This is a genomic window from Polaromonas eurypsychrophila, assembly GCF_014641715.1.
GTDB lineage: Bacteria > Pseudomonadota > Gammaproteobacteria > Burkholderiales > Burkholderiaceae_C > Polaromonas > Polaromonas eurypsychrophila.
Genome location: NZ_BMIG01000016.1, coordinates 1 through 14,899, shown reverse-complemented (window position 1 = coordinate 14,899; position 14,899 = coordinate 1). Strand labels below are relative to the sequence as shown.

Annotated in this window: 19 protein-coding genes, 1 tRNA gene and 1 pseudogene; 20 read left to right on the top strand and 1 reads right to left on the bottom strand. The window is 53.5% G+C overall.

The window, feature by feature from the left end:
- Positions 1-4: 4 nt before the first annotated feature.
- The 16 genes from rpsN (at position 5) to IEX16_RS17190 (ending at position 7,770) form a co-directional block, all read left to right on the top strand.
- The gene (gene rpsN, locus IEX16_RS17265) at positions 5-310 is read left to right on the top strand and encodes a 30S ribosomal protein S14 (RefSeq protein WP_188709725.1); all 306 of its coding nucleotides are present in this window, start codon (positions 5-7) and stop codon (positions 308-310) included.
- A gap of 17 nt (positions 311-327) precedes the next feature.
- On the top strand, positions 328-723 hold the full coding sequence (rpsH, locus tag IEX16_RS17260; RefSeq protein ID WP_188709724.1) for a 30S ribosomal protein S8: 396 nt from the start codon (positions 328-330) through the stop codon (positions 721-723).
- A 24-nt stretch (positions 724-747) separates the two neighbouring features.
- Positions 748-1,281, top strand: coding sequence for a 50S ribosomal protein L6 (gene rplF / locus IEX16_RS17255; RefSeq protein WP_188709723.1), 534 nt, complete (start codon positions 748-750; stop codon positions 1,279-1,281).
- 11 nt (positions 1,282-1,292) lie between these two features.
- Entirely contained in the window at positions 1,293-1,658 is a 366-nt protein-coding gene (rplR, locus tag IEX16_RS17250; protein WP_188709722.1) for a 50S ribosomal protein L18, read from the top strand.
- Between the two features lie 17 nt (positions 1,659-1,675).
- Complete coding sequence (gene rpsE / locus IEX16_RS17245) at positions 1,676-2,194, top strand: 30S ribosomal protein S5 (RefSeq protein ID WP_188709721.1); 519 nt, start codon at positions 1,676-1,678, stop codon at positions 2,192-2,194.
- Positions 2,195-2,205: 11 nt separating this feature from the next.
- Positions 2,206-2,388, top strand: coding sequence for a 50S ribosomal protein L30 (gene rpmD / locus IEX16_RS17240; RefSeq protein WP_077592479.1), 183 nt, complete (start codon positions 2,206-2,208; stop codon positions 2,386-2,388).
- Between the two features lie 12 nt (positions 2,389-2,400).
- On the top strand, positions 2,401-2,832 hold the full coding sequence (rplO, locus tag IEX16_RS17235; RefSeq protein ID WP_188709720.1) for a 50S ribosomal protein L15: 432 nt from the start codon (positions 2,401-2,403) through the stop codon (positions 2,830-2,832).
- A gap of 20 nt (positions 2,833-2,852) precedes the next feature.
- A complete protein-coding gene (gene secY, locus IEX16_RS17230) occupies positions 2,853-4,172 on the top strand; it encodes a preprotein translocase subunit SecY (protein ID WP_188709719.1) in 1,320 nt (439 codons plus the stop codon).
- A 3-nt stretch (positions 4,173-4,175) separates the two neighbouring features.
- Entirely contained in the window at positions 4,176-4,394 is a 219-nt protein-coding gene (gene infA, locus IEX16_RS17225) for a translation initiation factor IF-1 (RefSeq protein WP_188709718.1), read from the top strand.
- 28 nt (positions 4,395-4,422) lie between these two features.
- Positions 4,423-4,536 carry a 50S ribosomal protein L36 gene (rpmJ, locus tag IEX16_RS17220; RefSeq protein ID WP_188709717.1) on the top strand — a complete coding sequence of 38 codons (114 nt, stop codon included), beginning with the start codon at positions 4,423-4,425 and terminating at the stop codon, positions 4,534-4,536.
- A gap of 25 nt (positions 4,537-4,561) precedes the next feature.
- Positions 4,562-4,927: a 30S ribosomal protein S13 gene (rpsM, locus tag IEX16_RS17215; protein WP_188709716.1), complete on the top strand. Its 366-nt coding sequence runs from the start codon at positions 4,562-4,564 to the stop codon at positions 4,925-4,927.
- A 17-nt stretch (positions 4,928-4,944) separates the two neighbouring features.
- Positions 4,945-5,349, top strand: a complete 405-nt coding sequence (gene rpsK, locus IEX16_RS17210) for a 30S ribosomal protein S11 (RefSeq protein ID WP_077592475.1) — start codon at positions 4,945-4,947, stop codon at positions 5,347-5,349.
- Between the two features lie 130 nt (positions 5,350-5,479).
- Positions 5,480-6,103 carry a 30S ribosomal protein S4 gene (rpsD, locus tag IEX16_RS17205; protein WP_188709715.1) on the top strand — a complete coding sequence of 208 codons (624 nt, stop codon included), beginning with the start codon at positions 5,480-5,482 and terminating at the stop codon, positions 6,101-6,103.
- 95 nt (positions 6,104-6,198) lie between these two features.
- Positions 6,199-7,188 carry a DNA-directed RNA polymerase subunit alpha gene (locus IEX16_RS17200; protein WP_077592473.1) on the top strand — a complete coding sequence of 330 codons (990 nt, stop codon included), beginning with the start codon at positions 6,199-6,201 and terminating at the stop codon, positions 7,186-7,188.
- 86 nt (positions 7,189-7,274) lie between these two features.
- A complete protein-coding gene (gene rplQ, locus IEX16_RS17195; RefSeq protein ID WP_188709714.1) occupies positions 7,275-7,676 on the top strand; it encodes a 50S ribosomal protein L17 in 402 nt (133 codons plus the stop codon).
- A 17-nt stretch (positions 7,677-7,693) separates the two neighbouring features.
- Positions 7,694-7,770 (top strand) — tRNA-Met (locus IEX16_RS17190).
- A 146-nt stretch (positions 7,771-7,916) separates the two neighbouring features.
- On the opposite strand, the pseudogene IEX16_RS17185 reads toward IEX16_RS17190, so the two are convergent.
- A pseudogene (locus tag IEX16_RS17185) lies at positions 7,917-8,960 on the bottom strand (IS3 family transposase).
- Positions 8,961-9,185: 225 nt separating this feature from the next.
- Between IEX16_RS17185 and IEX16_RS17180 the strand changes: the two are divergent.
- The 4 genes from IEX16_RS17180 to IEX16_RS17165 form a co-directional block, all read left to right on the top strand.
- Positions 9,186-11,375: a type I secretion system permease/ATPase gene (locus IEX16_RS17180; RefSeq protein ID WP_188709713.1), complete on the top strand. Its 2,190-nt coding sequence runs from the start codon at positions 9,186-9,188 to the stop codon at positions 11,373-11,375.
- A complete protein-coding gene (locus tag IEX16_RS17175) occupies positions 11,372-12,787 on the top strand; it encodes an HlyD family type I secretion periplasmic adaptor subunit (RefSeq protein WP_188709712.1) in 1,416 nt (471 codons plus the stop codon). The genes IEX16_RS17180 and IEX16_RS17175 overlap by 4 nt, the downstream gene beginning before the upstream one ends.
- 129 nt (positions 12,788-12,916) lie before the next feature.
- Positions 12,917-13,441 (top strand): response regulator transcription factor, encoded by a 525-nt coding sequence (locus IEX16_RS17170; RefSeq protein ID WP_188709711.1) that lies wholly within the window; start codon positions 12,917-12,919, stop codon positions 13,439-13,441.
- Between the two features lie 87 nt (positions 13,442-13,528).
- A partial coding sequence (locus tag IEX16_RS17165) for a retention module-containing protein (RefSeq protein ID WP_188709710.1) occupies positions 13,529-14,899 on the top strand: 1,371 nt, incomplete at its 3' end.

Genomic DNA, 14,899 nt, shown 5'->3' with positions numbered 1-14,899 from the left:
GGGTATGGCAAAACAGGCTTTATTGCAACGTGAATTGAAGCGCGAAAAACTCGCCGCAAAGTTCGCCAAGAAGTACGCAGAACTCAAAGCAACGTCCAACGATGCCAAGCGCTCCGATGAAGAGCGTCAACTGGCCCGTCTGGAGTTGCAAAAGTTGCCCCGCAATGCGAACCCGACCCGCCAGCGCAACCGCTGTGCGATCACGGGTCGTCCGCGTGGCACATTCCGTCAATTCGGCCTGGCTCGCGCCAAGATCCGTGAGTTGGCTTTTGCTGGTGATATCCCTGGTATCACCAAGGCAAGCTGGTAAGCATAGGAGAACTACAAATGAGCATGAGTGATCCTATTGCCGACATGCTGACGCGCATCCGCAATGCACAAATGGTTGAAAAAGCCGTTGTGGTGGTGCCATCGTCAAAAGTCAAAGTCGCCATCGCGCAGGTGTTGAAGGATGAGGGCTACATTGATGGCTTCTCCGTCAAGACTGACGACGGCAAGCCCCAGTTGGAAATCGCCCTGAAGTATTACGCAGGCAAGCCCGTGATTGAGCGCATCGAGCGCGTCAGCCGCCCTGGCCTTCGCGTCTACAAAGGCCACGGCGCGATCCCCCAAGTCATGAATGGCTTGGGTGTCGCCATCGTCACTACCCCCAAGGGTGTGATGACAGATCGCAAGGCGCGCGCTACCGGTACCGGTGGTGAAGTGCTTTGCTATGTGGCTTAACGGCGACATTGAGGAGTAACTGAAATGTCTCGTGTAGGAAAAATGCCAGTCGTCGTGCCTCAGGGTGTCGATGTGGCGATGAAAGATGACCAGATCAATGTCAAGGGAAGCCTCGGCACCCTGGCGCTGACGCAAAACGCACTGGTGACGATCAAAAATGATGCGGGCAAATTGACGTTTGTTCCGGCCAATGATTCTCGTGAGGCCAATGCCATGAGCGGCACGATGCGCCAACTCGTGAACAACATGGTTACCGGGGTCACCAAGGGTTTCGAGAAGAAGCTGAGTCTGGTGGGTGTGGGTTACAAAGCCCAGGCGCAGGGCGCCAAACTGAACCTGACTGTGGGCTATTCGCACCCCGTCATCATGGATATGCCTGCTGGCATCACTGCGACGACGCCGACCCCCACTGAAGTGGTGATCAAGGGTTCGGATCGTCAGCGTGTAGGCCAGATAGCTGCCGAGGTTCGTGCTGTTCGTCCTCCCGAGCCATACAAGGGCAAGGGCATCCGTTATTCGGATGAGAAGATCACGATCAAAGAAACCAAGAAGAAATAAGGAGCTGCATCATGTTGACCAAAAAAGAGCAGCGCCTTCGTCGTTCACGCCAGACCCGCATTCGCATTGCCACGCAAGGTGTTGCCCGTCTGACCGTCAACCGGACCAATTTGCATATTTACGCCAGTGTTATTTCTGGCGATGGCGCCAAAATCCTCGCATCCGCTTCAACTGCGGAAGCCGAAGTCCGCAAGGAGCTCGGTGCCTCAGGCAAGGGGGCGAACGTAGCTGCTGCGCAGGCCATTGGCAAGCGTATTGCCGAAAAGGCAAAAGCGGCAGGTGTGGAAAAAGTAGCGTTTGACCGCGCTGGTTTTGCGTACCACGGCCGCGTCAAAGCGCTGGCTGAGGCTGCCCGCGAAGCTGGCTTGCAGTTCTAAGCAGACTGGAATTAAGTATGGCTAAGTTTCAAGCAAAATCGAATAATGACGCTCCAGACGATGGTCTGAAGGAAAAAATGATCGCGGTTAACCGCGTGACCAAAGTCGTCAAAGGCGGCCGTATCCTCGGCTTCGCTGCATTGACGGTTGTGGGTGACGGCGATGGCCGCGTCGGCATGGGCAAAGGCAAGTCGAAAGAAGTGCCGGCAGCTGTGCAGAAGGCTATGGAAGAGGCTCGCCGCAACATGACCAAGGTGTCGCTCAAAAACGGCACGATTCATCACAACGTGTTCGGTCACTGGGGTGCAGCCAGCGTCATGATGATGCCTGCAGCCAAGGGTACCGGCATCATTGCCGGCGGCCCGATGCGTGCAGTGTTTGAAGTGATGGGCATCACTGATATCGTGGCGAAAAGCCATGGCTCCAGCAATCCCTACAACATGGTGCGTGCAACGATGGACGCGCTGAATAACTCCACGACCGCCTCGGACATCGCGGCCAAGCGTGGCAAATCAGTCGAAGAGATCTTCGGCTAAGGCGGTACCCAATGACGACAGAGAAAAAACTCACTGTGACCCTGGTTCGCAGCCCGATTGGCACCAAGGAGTCCCACCGCGCCACCGTGCGTGGCCTGGGCCTTCGCGGTATCAACAGCAAGAGCGAACTTCAGGACACACCTGCGGTGCGCGGCATGATCAACAAGATCAGCTACCTGGTGAAGGTGCTGTAAGCGGAGCTTATGATGGAATTAAACGGAATCAAGCCTGCCGAAGGCGCAAAACATGCCAAGCGCCGCGTTGGCCGTGGCATCGGTTCGGGCCTGGGTAAAACCGCTGGCCGTGGCCACAAGGGTCAAAAGTCCCGTGCTGGTGGTTACCACAAAGTGGGTTTTGAGGGTGGTCAGATGCCTCTGCAGCGCCGCTTACCAAAGCGCGGCTTCAAATCGCAGTCGCTTAAATTCAATGCTGAGGTGACTCTCGCTGCTCTTGAGAAGCTTGGCTTGGCTGAAGTTGATCTGCTTGCGCTTAAGGCTGCTGGTTTGGTTGGTCAAATCGCGAAAAATGTCAAAGTCATCAAGTCGGGCGTTCTGACCAAGGCTGTCAAGCTCAATGGTATTGGCGCGACCGCGGGTGCAAAAACCGCGATTGAAGCCGCTGGCGGCACGCTCGCTTAAATTCAGACGGATAAAGATCAGTGGCGACCAGCTCCGCACAAATTGCAAAGACCGGCAAGTTCGGTGATCTGCGCAACAGGCTTGTATTCTTGCTGCTAGCGCTGGTGGTTTATCGTGTGGGCGCTCATATTCCAGTGCCGGGCATTGATCCCTCCCAGTTACAGCAACTTTTTCAAGGCCAGCAGGGCGGCATATTGAGCTTGTTCAATATGTTTTCCGGTGGTGCTTTGTCCCGGTTCACGGTGTTTGCTCTGGGAATCATGCCGTATATTTCGGCGTCGATCATCATGCAACTGCTCACTTATGTCGTGCCGACATTCGAGCAGATGAAAAAGGAAGGCGAGGCTGGCCGCAGGAAGATTACCCAGTACACGCGTTACGGGACACTGGGTCTTGCGCTGTTCCAGTCCATGGGCATTGCGATTGCACTGGAAAGCTCGCCGGGCCTGGTGCTGGCGCCGGGCTTTGGTTTCCGGATGACTGCGGTGGTAAGCCTGACGGCTGGAACCATGTTCCTGATGTGGCTTGGCGAACAGATCACTGAGCGTGGTCTGGGCAACGGAATTTCAATCATTATCTTCGCGGGTATTGCAGCAGGTTTGCCGAGTGCACTGGGCGGTTTGCTTGAGTTGGTTCGTACCGGTGCCATGAGCATTCTGGTTGCGATCGTGATTGTGATTGTGGTCGCTCTGGTAACTTATTTTGTGGTGTTTGTGGAGCGCGGTCAGCGAAAGATTCTGGTCAATTACGCCAGGCGGCAAGTTGGCAACAAGGTGTATGGCGGGCAGTCTTCCCACCTTCCCCTGAAGCTCAACATGGCCGGCGTGATTCCTCCGATTTTCGCGTCGTCGATCATTTTGTTGCCCGCGACTGTTGTCGGCTGGTTCAGTGCTGGTGAGGGCATGCGCTGGTTGAAGGATATTGCGGGGACGTTGACGCCGGGGCAACCTATTTATGTGTTGCTGTACACCGTGGCCATCGTGTTTTTCTGTTTTTTTTATACGGCGCTGGTTTTCAACAGCCGTGAAACGGCGGACAACCTGAAGAAAAGCGGCGCATTTATTCCTGGTATTCGCCCGGGTGACCAGACAGCGCGCTACATAGACAAGATCTTGGTGCGGTTGACGCTGGCTGGTGCTATTTACATCACCTTTGTGTGTCTGTTACCGGAGTTTTTGATTTTGAAGTACAACGTGCCGTTCTATTTCGGCGGTACTTCCTTACTTATTATTGTGGTTGTGACCATGGATTTCATGGCACAAGTGCAGAACTACATGATGTCGCAACAGTATGAATCGCTGTTGAAGAAAGCAAATTTTAAGACCTCACCTGGTGGTTGAGCGATGTCGAAAGACGATGTCATCCAGATGCAAGGGGAGGTCGTGGAGAATCTGCCCAACGCGACATTTCGCGTGAAGCTGGAAAATGGTTATGTGGTTTTGGGTCATATCTCAGGAAAAATGCGCATGCACTACATTCGCATTCTTCCTGGTGACAAGGTGACGGTTGAGTTAACGCCCTACGATTTGTCGCGGGCACGTATCGTGTTTCGCGCCAAATAAGCGCAGTTCATAAGTTCAGGAGAAATAAATGAGAGTTTCAGCTTCGGTTAAGAAAATTTGCCGCAACTGTAAAATCATCCGTCGCAAGGGCGTTGTACGCGTGATCTGCGCGGATCCACGTCACAAACAGCGCCAAGGCTGATTTTCAAGAGTTTTAGAGGACGCACATGGCTCGTATAGCTGGTATCAATATTCCGCCGCAGCAGCACGCCGAAATCGGCTTGACTGCTATTTTCGGCATCGGCCGCACTCGTGCCCGCAAGATTTGCGAGGCATGTGATATTGCGTATTCCAAGAAGGTCAAAGACCTCTCAGACGGTGATCTTGAGAAAATTCGCGATCAGATCGCGCAATTCACCATCGAAGGTGACTTGCGTCGTGAAACCACGATGAATATCAAGCGCCTGATGGATATCGGCTGCTATCGCGGCTTCCGTCACCGTCGTGGCTTGCCCATGCGCGGTCAGCGCACGCGTACCAACGCACGTACCCGCAAAGGTCCGCGTAAGGCCGCCGCGTCTTTGAAGAAATAATTGAGTAAGAGGTAGTTATGGCAAAAGCCCCCAGCAGTAACGCAGCACAACGCGTTCGCAAGAAAGTACGCAAGAATGTTGCCGACGGCGTCGCTCACGTTCACGCGTCTTTCAACAACACCATCATCACAATCACTGATCGCCAGGGCAATGCATTGTCTTGGGCTTCTTCTGGTGGTCAGGGTTTTAAAGGTTCGCGTAAATCGACGCCTTTTGCAGCGCAGGTTGCTTCAGAAGTTGCTGGTCGCGCTGCTATTGAACAAGGCATCAAGAATCTTGATGTTGAAATCAAAGGCCCCGGTCCTGGACGCGAATCTTCTGTAAGGGCGCTTGCAGCTCTCGGCATCCGGATCAATTCAATTGCCGACGTGACGCCAGTTCCCCACAACGGTTGCCGCCCTCAGAAGCGTCGCCGTATTTAAGTTGAGTTGTTGGAGCTGGAGGGTATTTGCCCATTCCAGGTCCTGAAACATTTTTATTAAAGCCCACCGCCGTTAGGTTTACGCCGAAGGCTCCTGCAAGCTATTGCAGCAGATGACATAAGGAATTCAAGTGGCACGTTATCTCGGCCCCAAGGCCAAATTATCCCGCCGTGAAGGTACCGACCTTTTCTTGAAGAGCGCTCGACGCGCGATCGGTGACAAGGCAAAATTTGACTCCAAGCCTGGCCAACACGGCCGTACGTCTGGTACGCGTACCTCGGACTTTGGCTTGCAGTTGCGCGAGAAGCAAAAAGTTAAGCGTATGTATGGCGTTCTTGAAAAACAGTTCCGCCGGTATTTCGAAGAGGCTGATCGGCGCAAGGGCAATACCGGTGCCAACCTGCTGTTCATTCTTGAATCACGGCTTGATAACGTCGTGTACCGCATGGGCTTTGGCTCCACGCGCGCAGAGGCGCGCCAGCTGGTGTCGCACAAGGCCATTACCGTCAACGGCGGCTCTGTCAACATTCCTTCTTACATGGTCAAGACGGGTGATGTAATTGCGGTGCGTGACAAGTCCAAGAAGCAAACTCGCGTGACGGAAGCGCTGCAGTTGGCTCAACAAGTCGGTTTGCCGGCATGGGTTGACGTCAGCATTGACAAGGGCGAAGGCATTTTCAAGAAAGTGCCTGATCGCGACGAATTTGCTGCCGACGTCAATGAGTCGTTGATCGTCGAACTCTATTCACGTTAATTTTCGTTCCTGCGTTTACGGGGCACTGTAATCGCAGGGTCGCTTTACCCGGCCTTATCGGTGTAACGAGCCGAGGGTATTGAGAGGAAGAATGCATGCAAACAAATTTACTTAAACCAAAAACCATCAACGTCGAGCAACTTGCTGCAAATCGCGCCAAGGTGACATTGGAACCGTTCGAGCGGGGCTATGGCCATACGCTTGGTAATGCCTTGCGTCGTGTCCTGCTGTCGTCAATGGTTGGACATGCGGCCACGGAAGTCACCATTGCAGGCGTTCTGCACGAATACTCGTCTATCGACGGTGTCCAGGAGGACGTTGTCAATATTCTCCTGAACTTGAAGGGTGTAGTTTTTAAACTCCACAATCGTGACGAGGTCACGCTGAGCCTGCGTAAAGATGGCGAAGGTCCAGTTACGGCGGCTGACATTCAGACGCCGCATGACGTGGAAATCATCAATCCTGAGCACGTTATCGTCAATTTATCGCATGGCGGCAAGATCGATATGCAGATCAAGGTGGAAAATGGCCGTGGGTATGTCCCAGGCACCATGCGCCGCTATGGTGATGAATCGACCAAATCGATTGGCCGAATTGTCCTTGATGCCTCTTTTTCTCCCGTCAAGCGTGTGAGTTATACCGTCGAAAGTGCCCGCGTCGAGCAGCGGACTGACTTGGACAAGCTAGTGTTAGAGATCGAAACGAACGGCGCGGTAACTGCTGAAGACGCTGTCCGTGCATCGGCGAAGATCCTGGTGGAGCAACTAGCGGTATTTGCGCAGCTTGAAGGTAACGAACTTGCGGCATTTGATGCGCCGGTTCAACGCAGTTCGCAGCAGTTTGATCCGATCTTGCTTCGTCCTGTTGACGAGTTGGAACTAACGGTGCGTTCGGCCAACTGTTTGAAAGCTGAAAACATTTACTACATTGGCGATCTGATTCAGCGCACAGAGAACGAGCTTCTTAAAACGCCGAACTTGGGCCGAAAATCGTTGAATGAGATCAAGGAAGTGCTGGCATCTCGCGGCCTGACCCTTGGTATGCGCTTGGAAAGCTGGCCACCAGCAGGACTTGACAAGCGTTAATTAAACATAGCCTCTCACTAAGAGAGGTGCAGTGCACGGGCAGTTCCTGATACGGCTGGCCGAAATATAAATGAAAGGAATGCACCATGCGCCACGGACACGGACTTCGTAAACTTAACCGGACCAGCTCTCATAGGCTGGCCATGCTTCGCAACATGATGAATTCTTTGATTCAACATGAAGTGATCAAGACAACGCTTCCCAAGGCAAAAGAGCTGCGCAGGGTAGTGGAGCCGATGATCACTTTGGCCAAAGAACCTACCCTCGCGAACAAGCGACTTGCGTTTGATCGTCTGCGTGATCGGGACATGGTTGTGAAACTGTTCGCCGAGCTCGGCCCTCGCTACAAAGCCCGTCCTGGTGGATACACACGCATTCTGAAAATGGGATTTCGCGTCGGCGATAACGCGCCCATGGCTCTGGTTGAGTTAGTGGACCGACCAGAAATAGTTGAAGCCACAAATACCGACACTGCGAAAGCAGAATAGAGTACAATAAAGATTATCGCGCGGTGGAGCAGCCTGGTAGCTCGTTGGGCTCATAACCCAAAGGTCGTAAGTTCAAATCTTGCCCGCGCAACCAATTCCTGTCGGACTAGCCGGCAGCAAGGCGCCCACTTCATGTGGGCGTTTTACATTTTGGTAAAAATTTCTGTTTGAGTTTTGACTGCATCAGATCATTTGGGATTATGTACAGTGTGGGCTGCTGCCGGTTCCGTGGACACCGACTTAAGCTTCTTGAGCTTTCTCAAAGTTTATCGGACTGACGTAGTCCAGCGTCGAATGCCTGCGCGTCGGGTTGTAGAACCGCTCGATGTAGTCAAAGACATCTGCTCGGGCCTGCTCCCTGGTGCGGTACACCTTTCGGGCTGTGCGCTCCGTCTTCAATGAGCTGAAGAAACTCTCCATCGCTGAGTTGTCCCAGACTTCTCCCGCACGGCTCATGCTGCAGGTAATGCCTTGCTCCTTGAGCAACTGCTGGAAGTGCTCGCTGGTGTACTGGCTGCCCTGGTCTGAGTGATGCAGTAGCGCTACCGGCTTGCCCCGACGCCAGACGGCCATCATCAGCGCATCGGCCACCAATTGCGAAGTTATGCTCTCCTGCATTGACCAGCCCACGATTCGCCGCGAGTACAGGTCCAGCACCGCAGCCGTATAGAGCCAACCCTCAGCCGTCCAGATGTAAGTGAAGTCAGCCACCCACTTCTGGTTCGGTGCATCAGCCTGGAACTGGCGGTCCAGCACGTTGTCTGCAATCGCACTTCGCTGCCCGTGGTCCTTGGGTAAGCCCCGGAATCTGGAGCCGCGCCCGAAGCGCCTGCTCGCGCATGCGCCGTTTAATGCGGTGCAGTCCGCATCGCTGACCCAACGCCAGGATGTCGTGCCAGACTCGGCGTGCGCCGTAGGTACGGTCACTAACCAGGAAGCTCTGGCCCACCTGGCTGCCCAAAGCTTCGTCATAGACGCTGCGTTGACTGCGCGGCCTGCCCAGCCGCGCGAAGTAGGCCGCCGCTTTTTCCAGCAGGTCACGCTCAATCCTCAGCTTGCCGTTTTCTTTGCGCAAACGCTCCAGTTCTGCCGTCTCGGCTTCATCACGCCCAATCCAGAGAATGCATGCTGCGGGTCAACCGCCGCTTCTCGCACCCATTTGCGCAGGACGTTCTCGTAAACATCAAGGTCGCGTGCAGCCTGCGTCAGCGCCACCCCGCGCTCCCTGACCATCCTCACAGCCTCAAGCTTGAACTCCCTGCTGAATTTCCTTCTGGTAACCATCTTCCACATCCCGTTTCATTTTCCACCTTAACAAGGTGTCTATCAAACCGGCAGCAGCCCAGGCTTTTTAATCAGACGATCGTTAGAGTTGTGGAAAAGCGATAAATCCAGATACTTGGCTTGAAAATATTGTGGCAAGTGCTTGATTAAATTACAATTAATTACGCGTCTAAGGGGCTTCTAATTTTAGGCTAGCCAATCTTAAGATCAATAACAATGGGTGACATGAACGTTCCGTTTCAAGCAAGTGCCAAAAGTGAAGCAAGTCATTTGGCTCAAGGCTTGCGTGAGGACTTACTTCATCACGACCCGTTGCTTGATTGCTTGGTAGAGTTGACCCGCATACACGGCCGTCCCAGCACCCGAGCCGCTTTATCCGCTGGCCTTCCGCTACCTAAGTCAGGACTGCCGCCAACTTTGTTTGCGCGGGCCGCCGCGCGTGCTGGTTTGTCCTGCAAAATATTACGGCGACCGCTTGAAAAAATAGATGCGGCCTTGTTGCCGGTGGTTCTTCTTTTGGAGGGAGATGGCGCGTGCCTTTTATTGGGATGGGATGAAAAGGGGGGGGCGGCAAATCTACTTTTCCCTGAGGCGGGTCAAGGTGTGGTGGTGCTTCAGCGAGAAGAGTTGCTTGGCCGGTATGCAGGTATTGCGATATTTTCGCGACCGAATTTTCGATTCGACCAGCGGACGCCCGAACTCTCTAGCACTTCTCAGCGTCACTGGTTCTGGGGCGCTTTTCGCGATCAGCTTCCGCTTTATCGGGACATTCTGGCCGCAGCGCTGCTAATAAATCTGTTCGCGCTCGCGGTCCCGCTGTTTTCGATGAATATTTATGACCGCGTAGTACCTAACTTCGCGGTAGAGACCCTTTGGATGCTGGCATTCGGGTTGTTGCTCGTGCTCGTGATTGATTATTTCCTACGCGTAATGCGAGGATACTTCGTTGATTTGGCTGGTTCGCGCATTGATCTCAAGCTTTCTACTCTAATCATGGAGCGGGTACTGGGAATGCGGCTATCAGAGCGACCTGCCTCTGTCGGCTCGTATGCTGCTACCCTGCGCTCTTTTGAGTCAGTGCGAGACTTCATCGCATCAGCTACGGTTACTGCAGTTGTGGATCTGCCATTTGGTCTTCTCTTTTTCTTTGTGCTCGGCTGGATTTCTTGGCCTCTTGTGATCCCTCCGCTTATCGGGGTTATTTTGGTGGTTATTTACAGCTACATCGTCCAGCACAAGATGCACGAGCTGTCAGAAACCACTTTCAGAGCCGCTGCGATGCGAAACGCAACTCTCGTGGAGACGCTCACGGCCATGGAGGCCATCAAGGCCCACGGTGCAGAAAGTCAGATGCAGTCTAAGCTTGAAGACACTGCTTCTTTTTTGGCTCGGGTTAGCGCACAACTACGCTTGTTGTCCTCCTCGGTGATCAATGGTGTTTCAACCCTCCAGCAACTGGTCAATATTACGATCATCGTTGCAGGCGTTTATTTGATTCACGCAGGTATGTTGACCATGGGGGGGCTGGTGGCTGCCACCATGCTGTCTGGTCGAGCCATGGCGCCTTTGGGGCAAATCGTGGCGCTGCTGATGCAATATCAGAATGCTAGAACGGCATTGTCCTCGCTGGAGGACACTATGAAAAAACCCGGAGAGCGTTCTGGTGAAATAAATTTCGTGCACCGGCCGGATTTGGCGGGAGAAATTGTATTTGACAATGTGCACTTTAGTTATCCGGGGCGTACGCAGGAGGCATTGAGGGGCGTCTCCTTCAGAATCAAGCCTGGTGAAAATGTGGTTGTAATCGGTCGGGTTGGTTCGGGAAAAACTACTTTGCAAAGGCTGATACTCGGACTTTATACCCCGACTGAGGGTGCAATCACCATGGACGGGATTGACCTTAGGCAGCTAGATCCCGCTGACTTGCGCCGCAATGTAGGTTATGTTGAGCAAGACGCTATGCTTTTCTATGGGACGTTGCGCGACAACATTGCTATTGCGGCGCCTTATGCAGGCGACGGTGCTATTCTCGCAGCTGCTGAAGTCGGTGGTTTGATTGAGTTTGCGAATCGCCACCCTCAAGGCTTTGACATGATTATCGGAGAGCGTGGAGAATCTTTGTCTGGGGGGCAGCGTCAGGGGGTAGCTATTGCCAGGGCGGCTTTGCTTGAGCCGCCAGTTCTATTGCTGGATGAACCGACGGGGGCCATGGATTTTTCCTCCGAAGCGCAGTTTAAAGAGCGGTTGCGTAGCTACGCAAAGCATAAGACGATGATTGTGGTAACACACCGAAATACGCTGCTGGATTTGGCGGACCGGATTATTGTTATTGACGAGGGTCGAATTGTTGCGGATGGACCCTATGAGCAGGTTATCGAAGCGCTGAAGGCTGGGCGCATTGGAAAAGCTTCATGAAGCCTCGCTGGATAACTTGGGCCCGACCTCTAGTTGCGATTTTGGAGGCAATCAGGCTAGCTTTGCAGCCTCGCCTGGACCGCACAATCGCGCTGTGGCGTCAAGACGAAGGACGGATGGACGCAGGCTTTAGTGGGGACGCAGACCGCGCCATATTGGACCAAGAGCCATTGCGCGCTCGTTTGCTTGTCAATAGTCTTGGCATTGTTCTTGTTCTGGCGATTTTGTGGGCGGGGCTGTCCGAAATCGACGAAATTACAAAAGGCGAAGGCAAAGTCATTCCGTCCAAACAGCTGCAGATCATGCAAAGTTTGGATGGCGGAGTGGTTTCTGAGATCCTGGTTCAGGAAGGGCAAGTTGTTGAACCGGGACAGATTTTGGTGAATATCGACACCACACGTTTTGATTCTTCGGTTAAGGAAAATCGTGTTCAGTATCTCGCTCTGCTTGCCAGAGCGGCACGGGTGCGGGCCCTTGCCGAAGGCGTACCTTTTGTGCCGCCGCCTGAAGCGGTTGCTGATGCTCCGAAGACGGTCGAAGAGGAGTTGCGTGCGTATGAGGCCAGTACTTCGACATTGAATGCACAGTTGTCAATTGCTCAGCAGCAGCTAGCCCAACGCCAGCAAGAGCTTGTCGAGATGCGCGCCAAGCGAGAGCAGGCTTCCCGTGCGTACGAGTTGACGGCCAGGGAATTGGGATATACCAAGCCATTGTTGAAAGATGGGGCGGTATCCGAAGTTGAGCTATTGAGGTTGGAGCGTGAAACGGGGCGTTTCTTGGGGGAGCGTGAGATGGCGTCCGCCCAAATATCAAAAACACAATCGGCTATTGTTGAGGCTTCTCGCAAGATTCAAGAAATCACTTTGAACTTCCAAAGTGAGGCGCGTAAAGAGTTGTCGGAGACGCTGGCAAAACTCAACGTTAGTTCAGCCGGCGGTGTTGGGCTTGCTGACAAGGTGGATAAGTCTTCTTTGCGGTCGCCCGTTAGGGGGACTGTGAAGCGTCTTTTGGTCAATACCGTAGGTGGCGTGGTTCAACCAGGGAGGGACATCATTGAGATTGTGCCTCTTGAAGAAAATTTGCTTTTGGAGGCAAAAGTTTTACCGAAAGATATTGCCTTCTTGCGCCCCGGGGATCGAGCCCTTGTGAAATTTACTGCGTATGACTTCTCCATTTATGGAGGTCTTGAGGCTAAGCTGGAATTCATTGGTGCCGACTCTGTAACGGATGAGCGTGGTAACACCTTTTATACGGTACGTGTCCGCACCGAAAAATCGAAGTTGGGCGAGGGTCTTCCCATAATCCCCGGAATGGTGGCGGAGGTAGATATTATTACTGGGCAAAAATCGATTCTGTCGTATATCCTAAAACCTGTTTTAAAGGCGAAGCAGGCTGCCTTTACCGAGCGTTAGATCGAGGCAGCAGTGAGAAATCAGGAGTTTGTGCATTTGTTTCTCTGTCCGCATGGCCGTATGCTCCCTCGCTGGAGTGAGGCATTTCAGGAGGGGAGGGCTGGAAAAGTGCCCACTGTAAAAGTGGGCGTGAAGCTCGTTAACGCCGATATGATTTGGTTGCGTTTGGAGCAGGAGTTGCCTGTGGCGATCCAACTTGAACGACTCGCACCGAAATTGAGGCAGATTCCTTGCGTGGTGTTGAGTGATCGGCCCACAGATGAAGAGGCTCTCGCAGCCTTCGCTGCTGGTGCTAGAGGATATTGCAACACGCATGCCGCGGCGCAAATGCTGATTCAGGTAGCTGCAGTTGTACTTCAAGGTGGACTCTGGATTGGCGAGTCATTAATGCAAAGGCTGGTTGGTGCTACAAACCGACTTCAAGCGCTCCCGTCTACTGGGGTGACAGAGAAGAACGAAACTTGGTCCAGAACTCTGACGGATCGGGAGGAGCAGGTCGCCAGAACGCTTGCTCGAGGCGCCAGCAACAAGGAAATCGCACGGGCGTTGGGTATAACAGACCGAACCGTCAAAGCTCATGTGGGCGCTATCCTTGAAAAACTTCAAGTTCGGGACCGTCTTCAGCTATCACTCATACTCAATGGACGTGGCTGAGTGCCGCTCTAGTACCTCAGTACAGTTTCTGTGACTGGATAACCGAGGTACATTGAAGCCAGTGTGGTAACTCCGTCTGGATTTTCAATGGCTAACGAAACCAAAGTTGTCGGTAATGTAGTTGTGATTGAAGGCGTTGCCTTTGCTCAAAACAAAGAGGGGGTACAGCGTCAACTCCAGTTTGGTGACCCTGTCTTTGAAGGCGAGGTTCTCGTCACGGCCACTGGCGGGCGCGTGGAACTGGTGTTTGATCAAGGTGGTAAGTTTCTTCTTCGTTCCAAAGAAACCGTCACGCTAGATTCGACGGTGTTCGATAACTTATTGCCCGACGGCAATAGTGGCGCTCTTCTGCCGCGGATTGGAGAGCTTACAAACATTATCAATGCGATTAGCGAGGGAAGTAGCCTTGACAGGCTTTTGCAGGAAACATCCTCAGGAGTAGGGTCTGCGTCTAGCGTTAGCGGCAACAATATCAGGCCAGATGATGGTAATAGCTTTGTTCGGCTAATACGAATAGCCGAGGCACTTGCCCCATTGACCTATGAGTACACTTCTCTCGAGCGGCATTCCGTTGAGTATTCGCCTACTGGCGGCGGACGTTCTACCAACACAGCTGGCGTTCCTGATATTGGTGATGAGATAGTTGTTCAGCGCACATCGAGAAAAGATTTTCTGGAGCTGGTGTCAACACTCTCACCTGTATCCACGCCTGCAACCACTCCTACTACGACTACGACTACCACTACCGTGACGCTGAGCTCGGCGACGGCGGGCGCCAGCATAACTGAAGGCGGCTCGATCACCTACATCGCCACCGTCGGCGCCCCGGTGACTGGTAGCGACCTGGTGGTAGGTCTGAGTAACGGCCAGACCATCACGATCCCGGTTGGCCAAAGCAGCGCCACGGCACTGTATACGGTCAGAGCAGATAACTTGTACGGCAACGGCAACGAGGCGCTGTCGGTGACGATAGGTGGCATCAGTGGCGGCAGCTTTGAAGCAGTGGCCGCGATCGGCACGGTGGCCAACATCGTGGTCGACGACGTTGACACAGCGACGCTCAGTCTGATGGGAAGTGAATCGGTAACTGAGGGTGGGACAGCCTCTTACACGGTGAGTCTGACCAGCCCGGCCCAGATGACGGCGGTGATGGTTAACCTTGCTTACAGTGGCACTGCTGCAGATGGTAGTGACTTCACGGGCGTGGTTACGGTTGCGATTGCCATTGGGAGCAGCTCGGCGAGCTTCGACATCACAGCGATAGATGATTTTCTTGCCGAGGGTGCGGAAAATATCACTGTGACGGTGGTTTCGGTCGTGGGGGGGGATTTCGAGAGCTTGGTGGTGGGTAGTGCCAGCAGTGTTACTACCACGCTTCTAAATAACAATCACACGCCGGTGATCAGCAGCGCGGTGCAAAGCGGCAGCGTGGAAGAAGACGGCGCGTTGACGGCCAGC

What these genes read in the sequence shown, in the direction of transcription:
- rpsN (WP_188709725.1), top strand. Translation starts at nt 5, where the DNA reads ATGGCAAAACAGGCTTTATTGCAACGTGAATTGAAGCGCGAAAAACTC.
- rpsH (WP_188709724.1), top strand. Translation starts at nt 328, where the DNA reads ATGAGCATGAGTGATCCTATTGCCGACATGCTGACGCGCATCCGCAAT.
- rplF (WP_188709723.1), top strand. Translation starts at nt 748, where the DNA reads ATGTCTCGTGTAGGAAAAATGCCAGTCGTCGTGCCTCAGGGTGTCGAT.
- rplR (WP_188709722.1), top strand. Translation starts at nt 1,293, where the DNA reads ATGTTGACCAAAAAAGAGCAGCGCCTTCGTCGTTCACGCCAGACCCGC.
- rpsE (WP_188709721.1), top strand. Translation starts at nt 1,676, where the DNA reads ATGGCTAAGTTTCAAGCAAAATCGAATAATGACGCTCCAGACGATGGT.
- rpmD (WP_077592479.1), top strand. Translation starts at nt 2,206, where the DNA reads ATGACGACAGAGAAAAAACTCACTGTGACCCTGGTTCGCAGCCCGATT.
- rplO (WP_188709720.1), top strand. Translation starts at nt 2,401, where the DNA reads ATGGAATTAAACGGAATCAAGCCTGCCGAAGGCGCAAAACATGCCAAG.
- infA (WP_188709718.1), top strand. Translation starts at nt 4,176, where the DNA reads ATGTCGAAAGACGATGTCATCCAGATGCAAGGGGAGGTCGTGGAGAAT.
- rpmJ (WP_188709717.1), top strand. Translation starts at nt 4,423, where the DNA reads ATGAGAGTTTCAGCTTCGGTTAAGAAAATTTGCCGCAACTGTAAAATC.
- rpsM (WP_188709716.1), top strand. Translation starts at nt 4,562, where the DNA reads ATGGCTCGTATAGCTGGTATCAATATTCCGCCGCAGCAGCACGCCGAA.
- rpsK (WP_077592475.1), top strand. Translation starts at nt 4,945, where the DNA reads ATGGCAAAAGCCCCCAGCAGTAACGCAGCACAACGCGTTCGCAAGAAA.
- IEX16_RS17200 (WP_077592473.1), top strand. Translation starts at nt 6,199, where the DNA reads ATGCAAACAAATTTACTTAAACCAAAAACCATCAACGTCGAGCAACTT.
- rplQ (WP_188709714.1), top strand. Translation starts at nt 7,275, where the DNA reads ATGCGCCACGGACACGGACTTCGTAAACTTAACCGGACCAGCTCTCAT.
- IEX16_RS17180 (WP_188709713.1), top strand. Translation starts at nt 9,186, where the DNA reads ATGAACGTTCCGTTTCAAGCAAGTGCCAAAAGTGAAGCAAGTCATTTG.
- IEX16_RS17175 (WP_188709712.1), top strand. Translation starts at nt 11,372, where the DNA reads ATGAAGCCTCGCTGGATAACTTGGGCCCGACCTCTAGTTGCGATTTTG.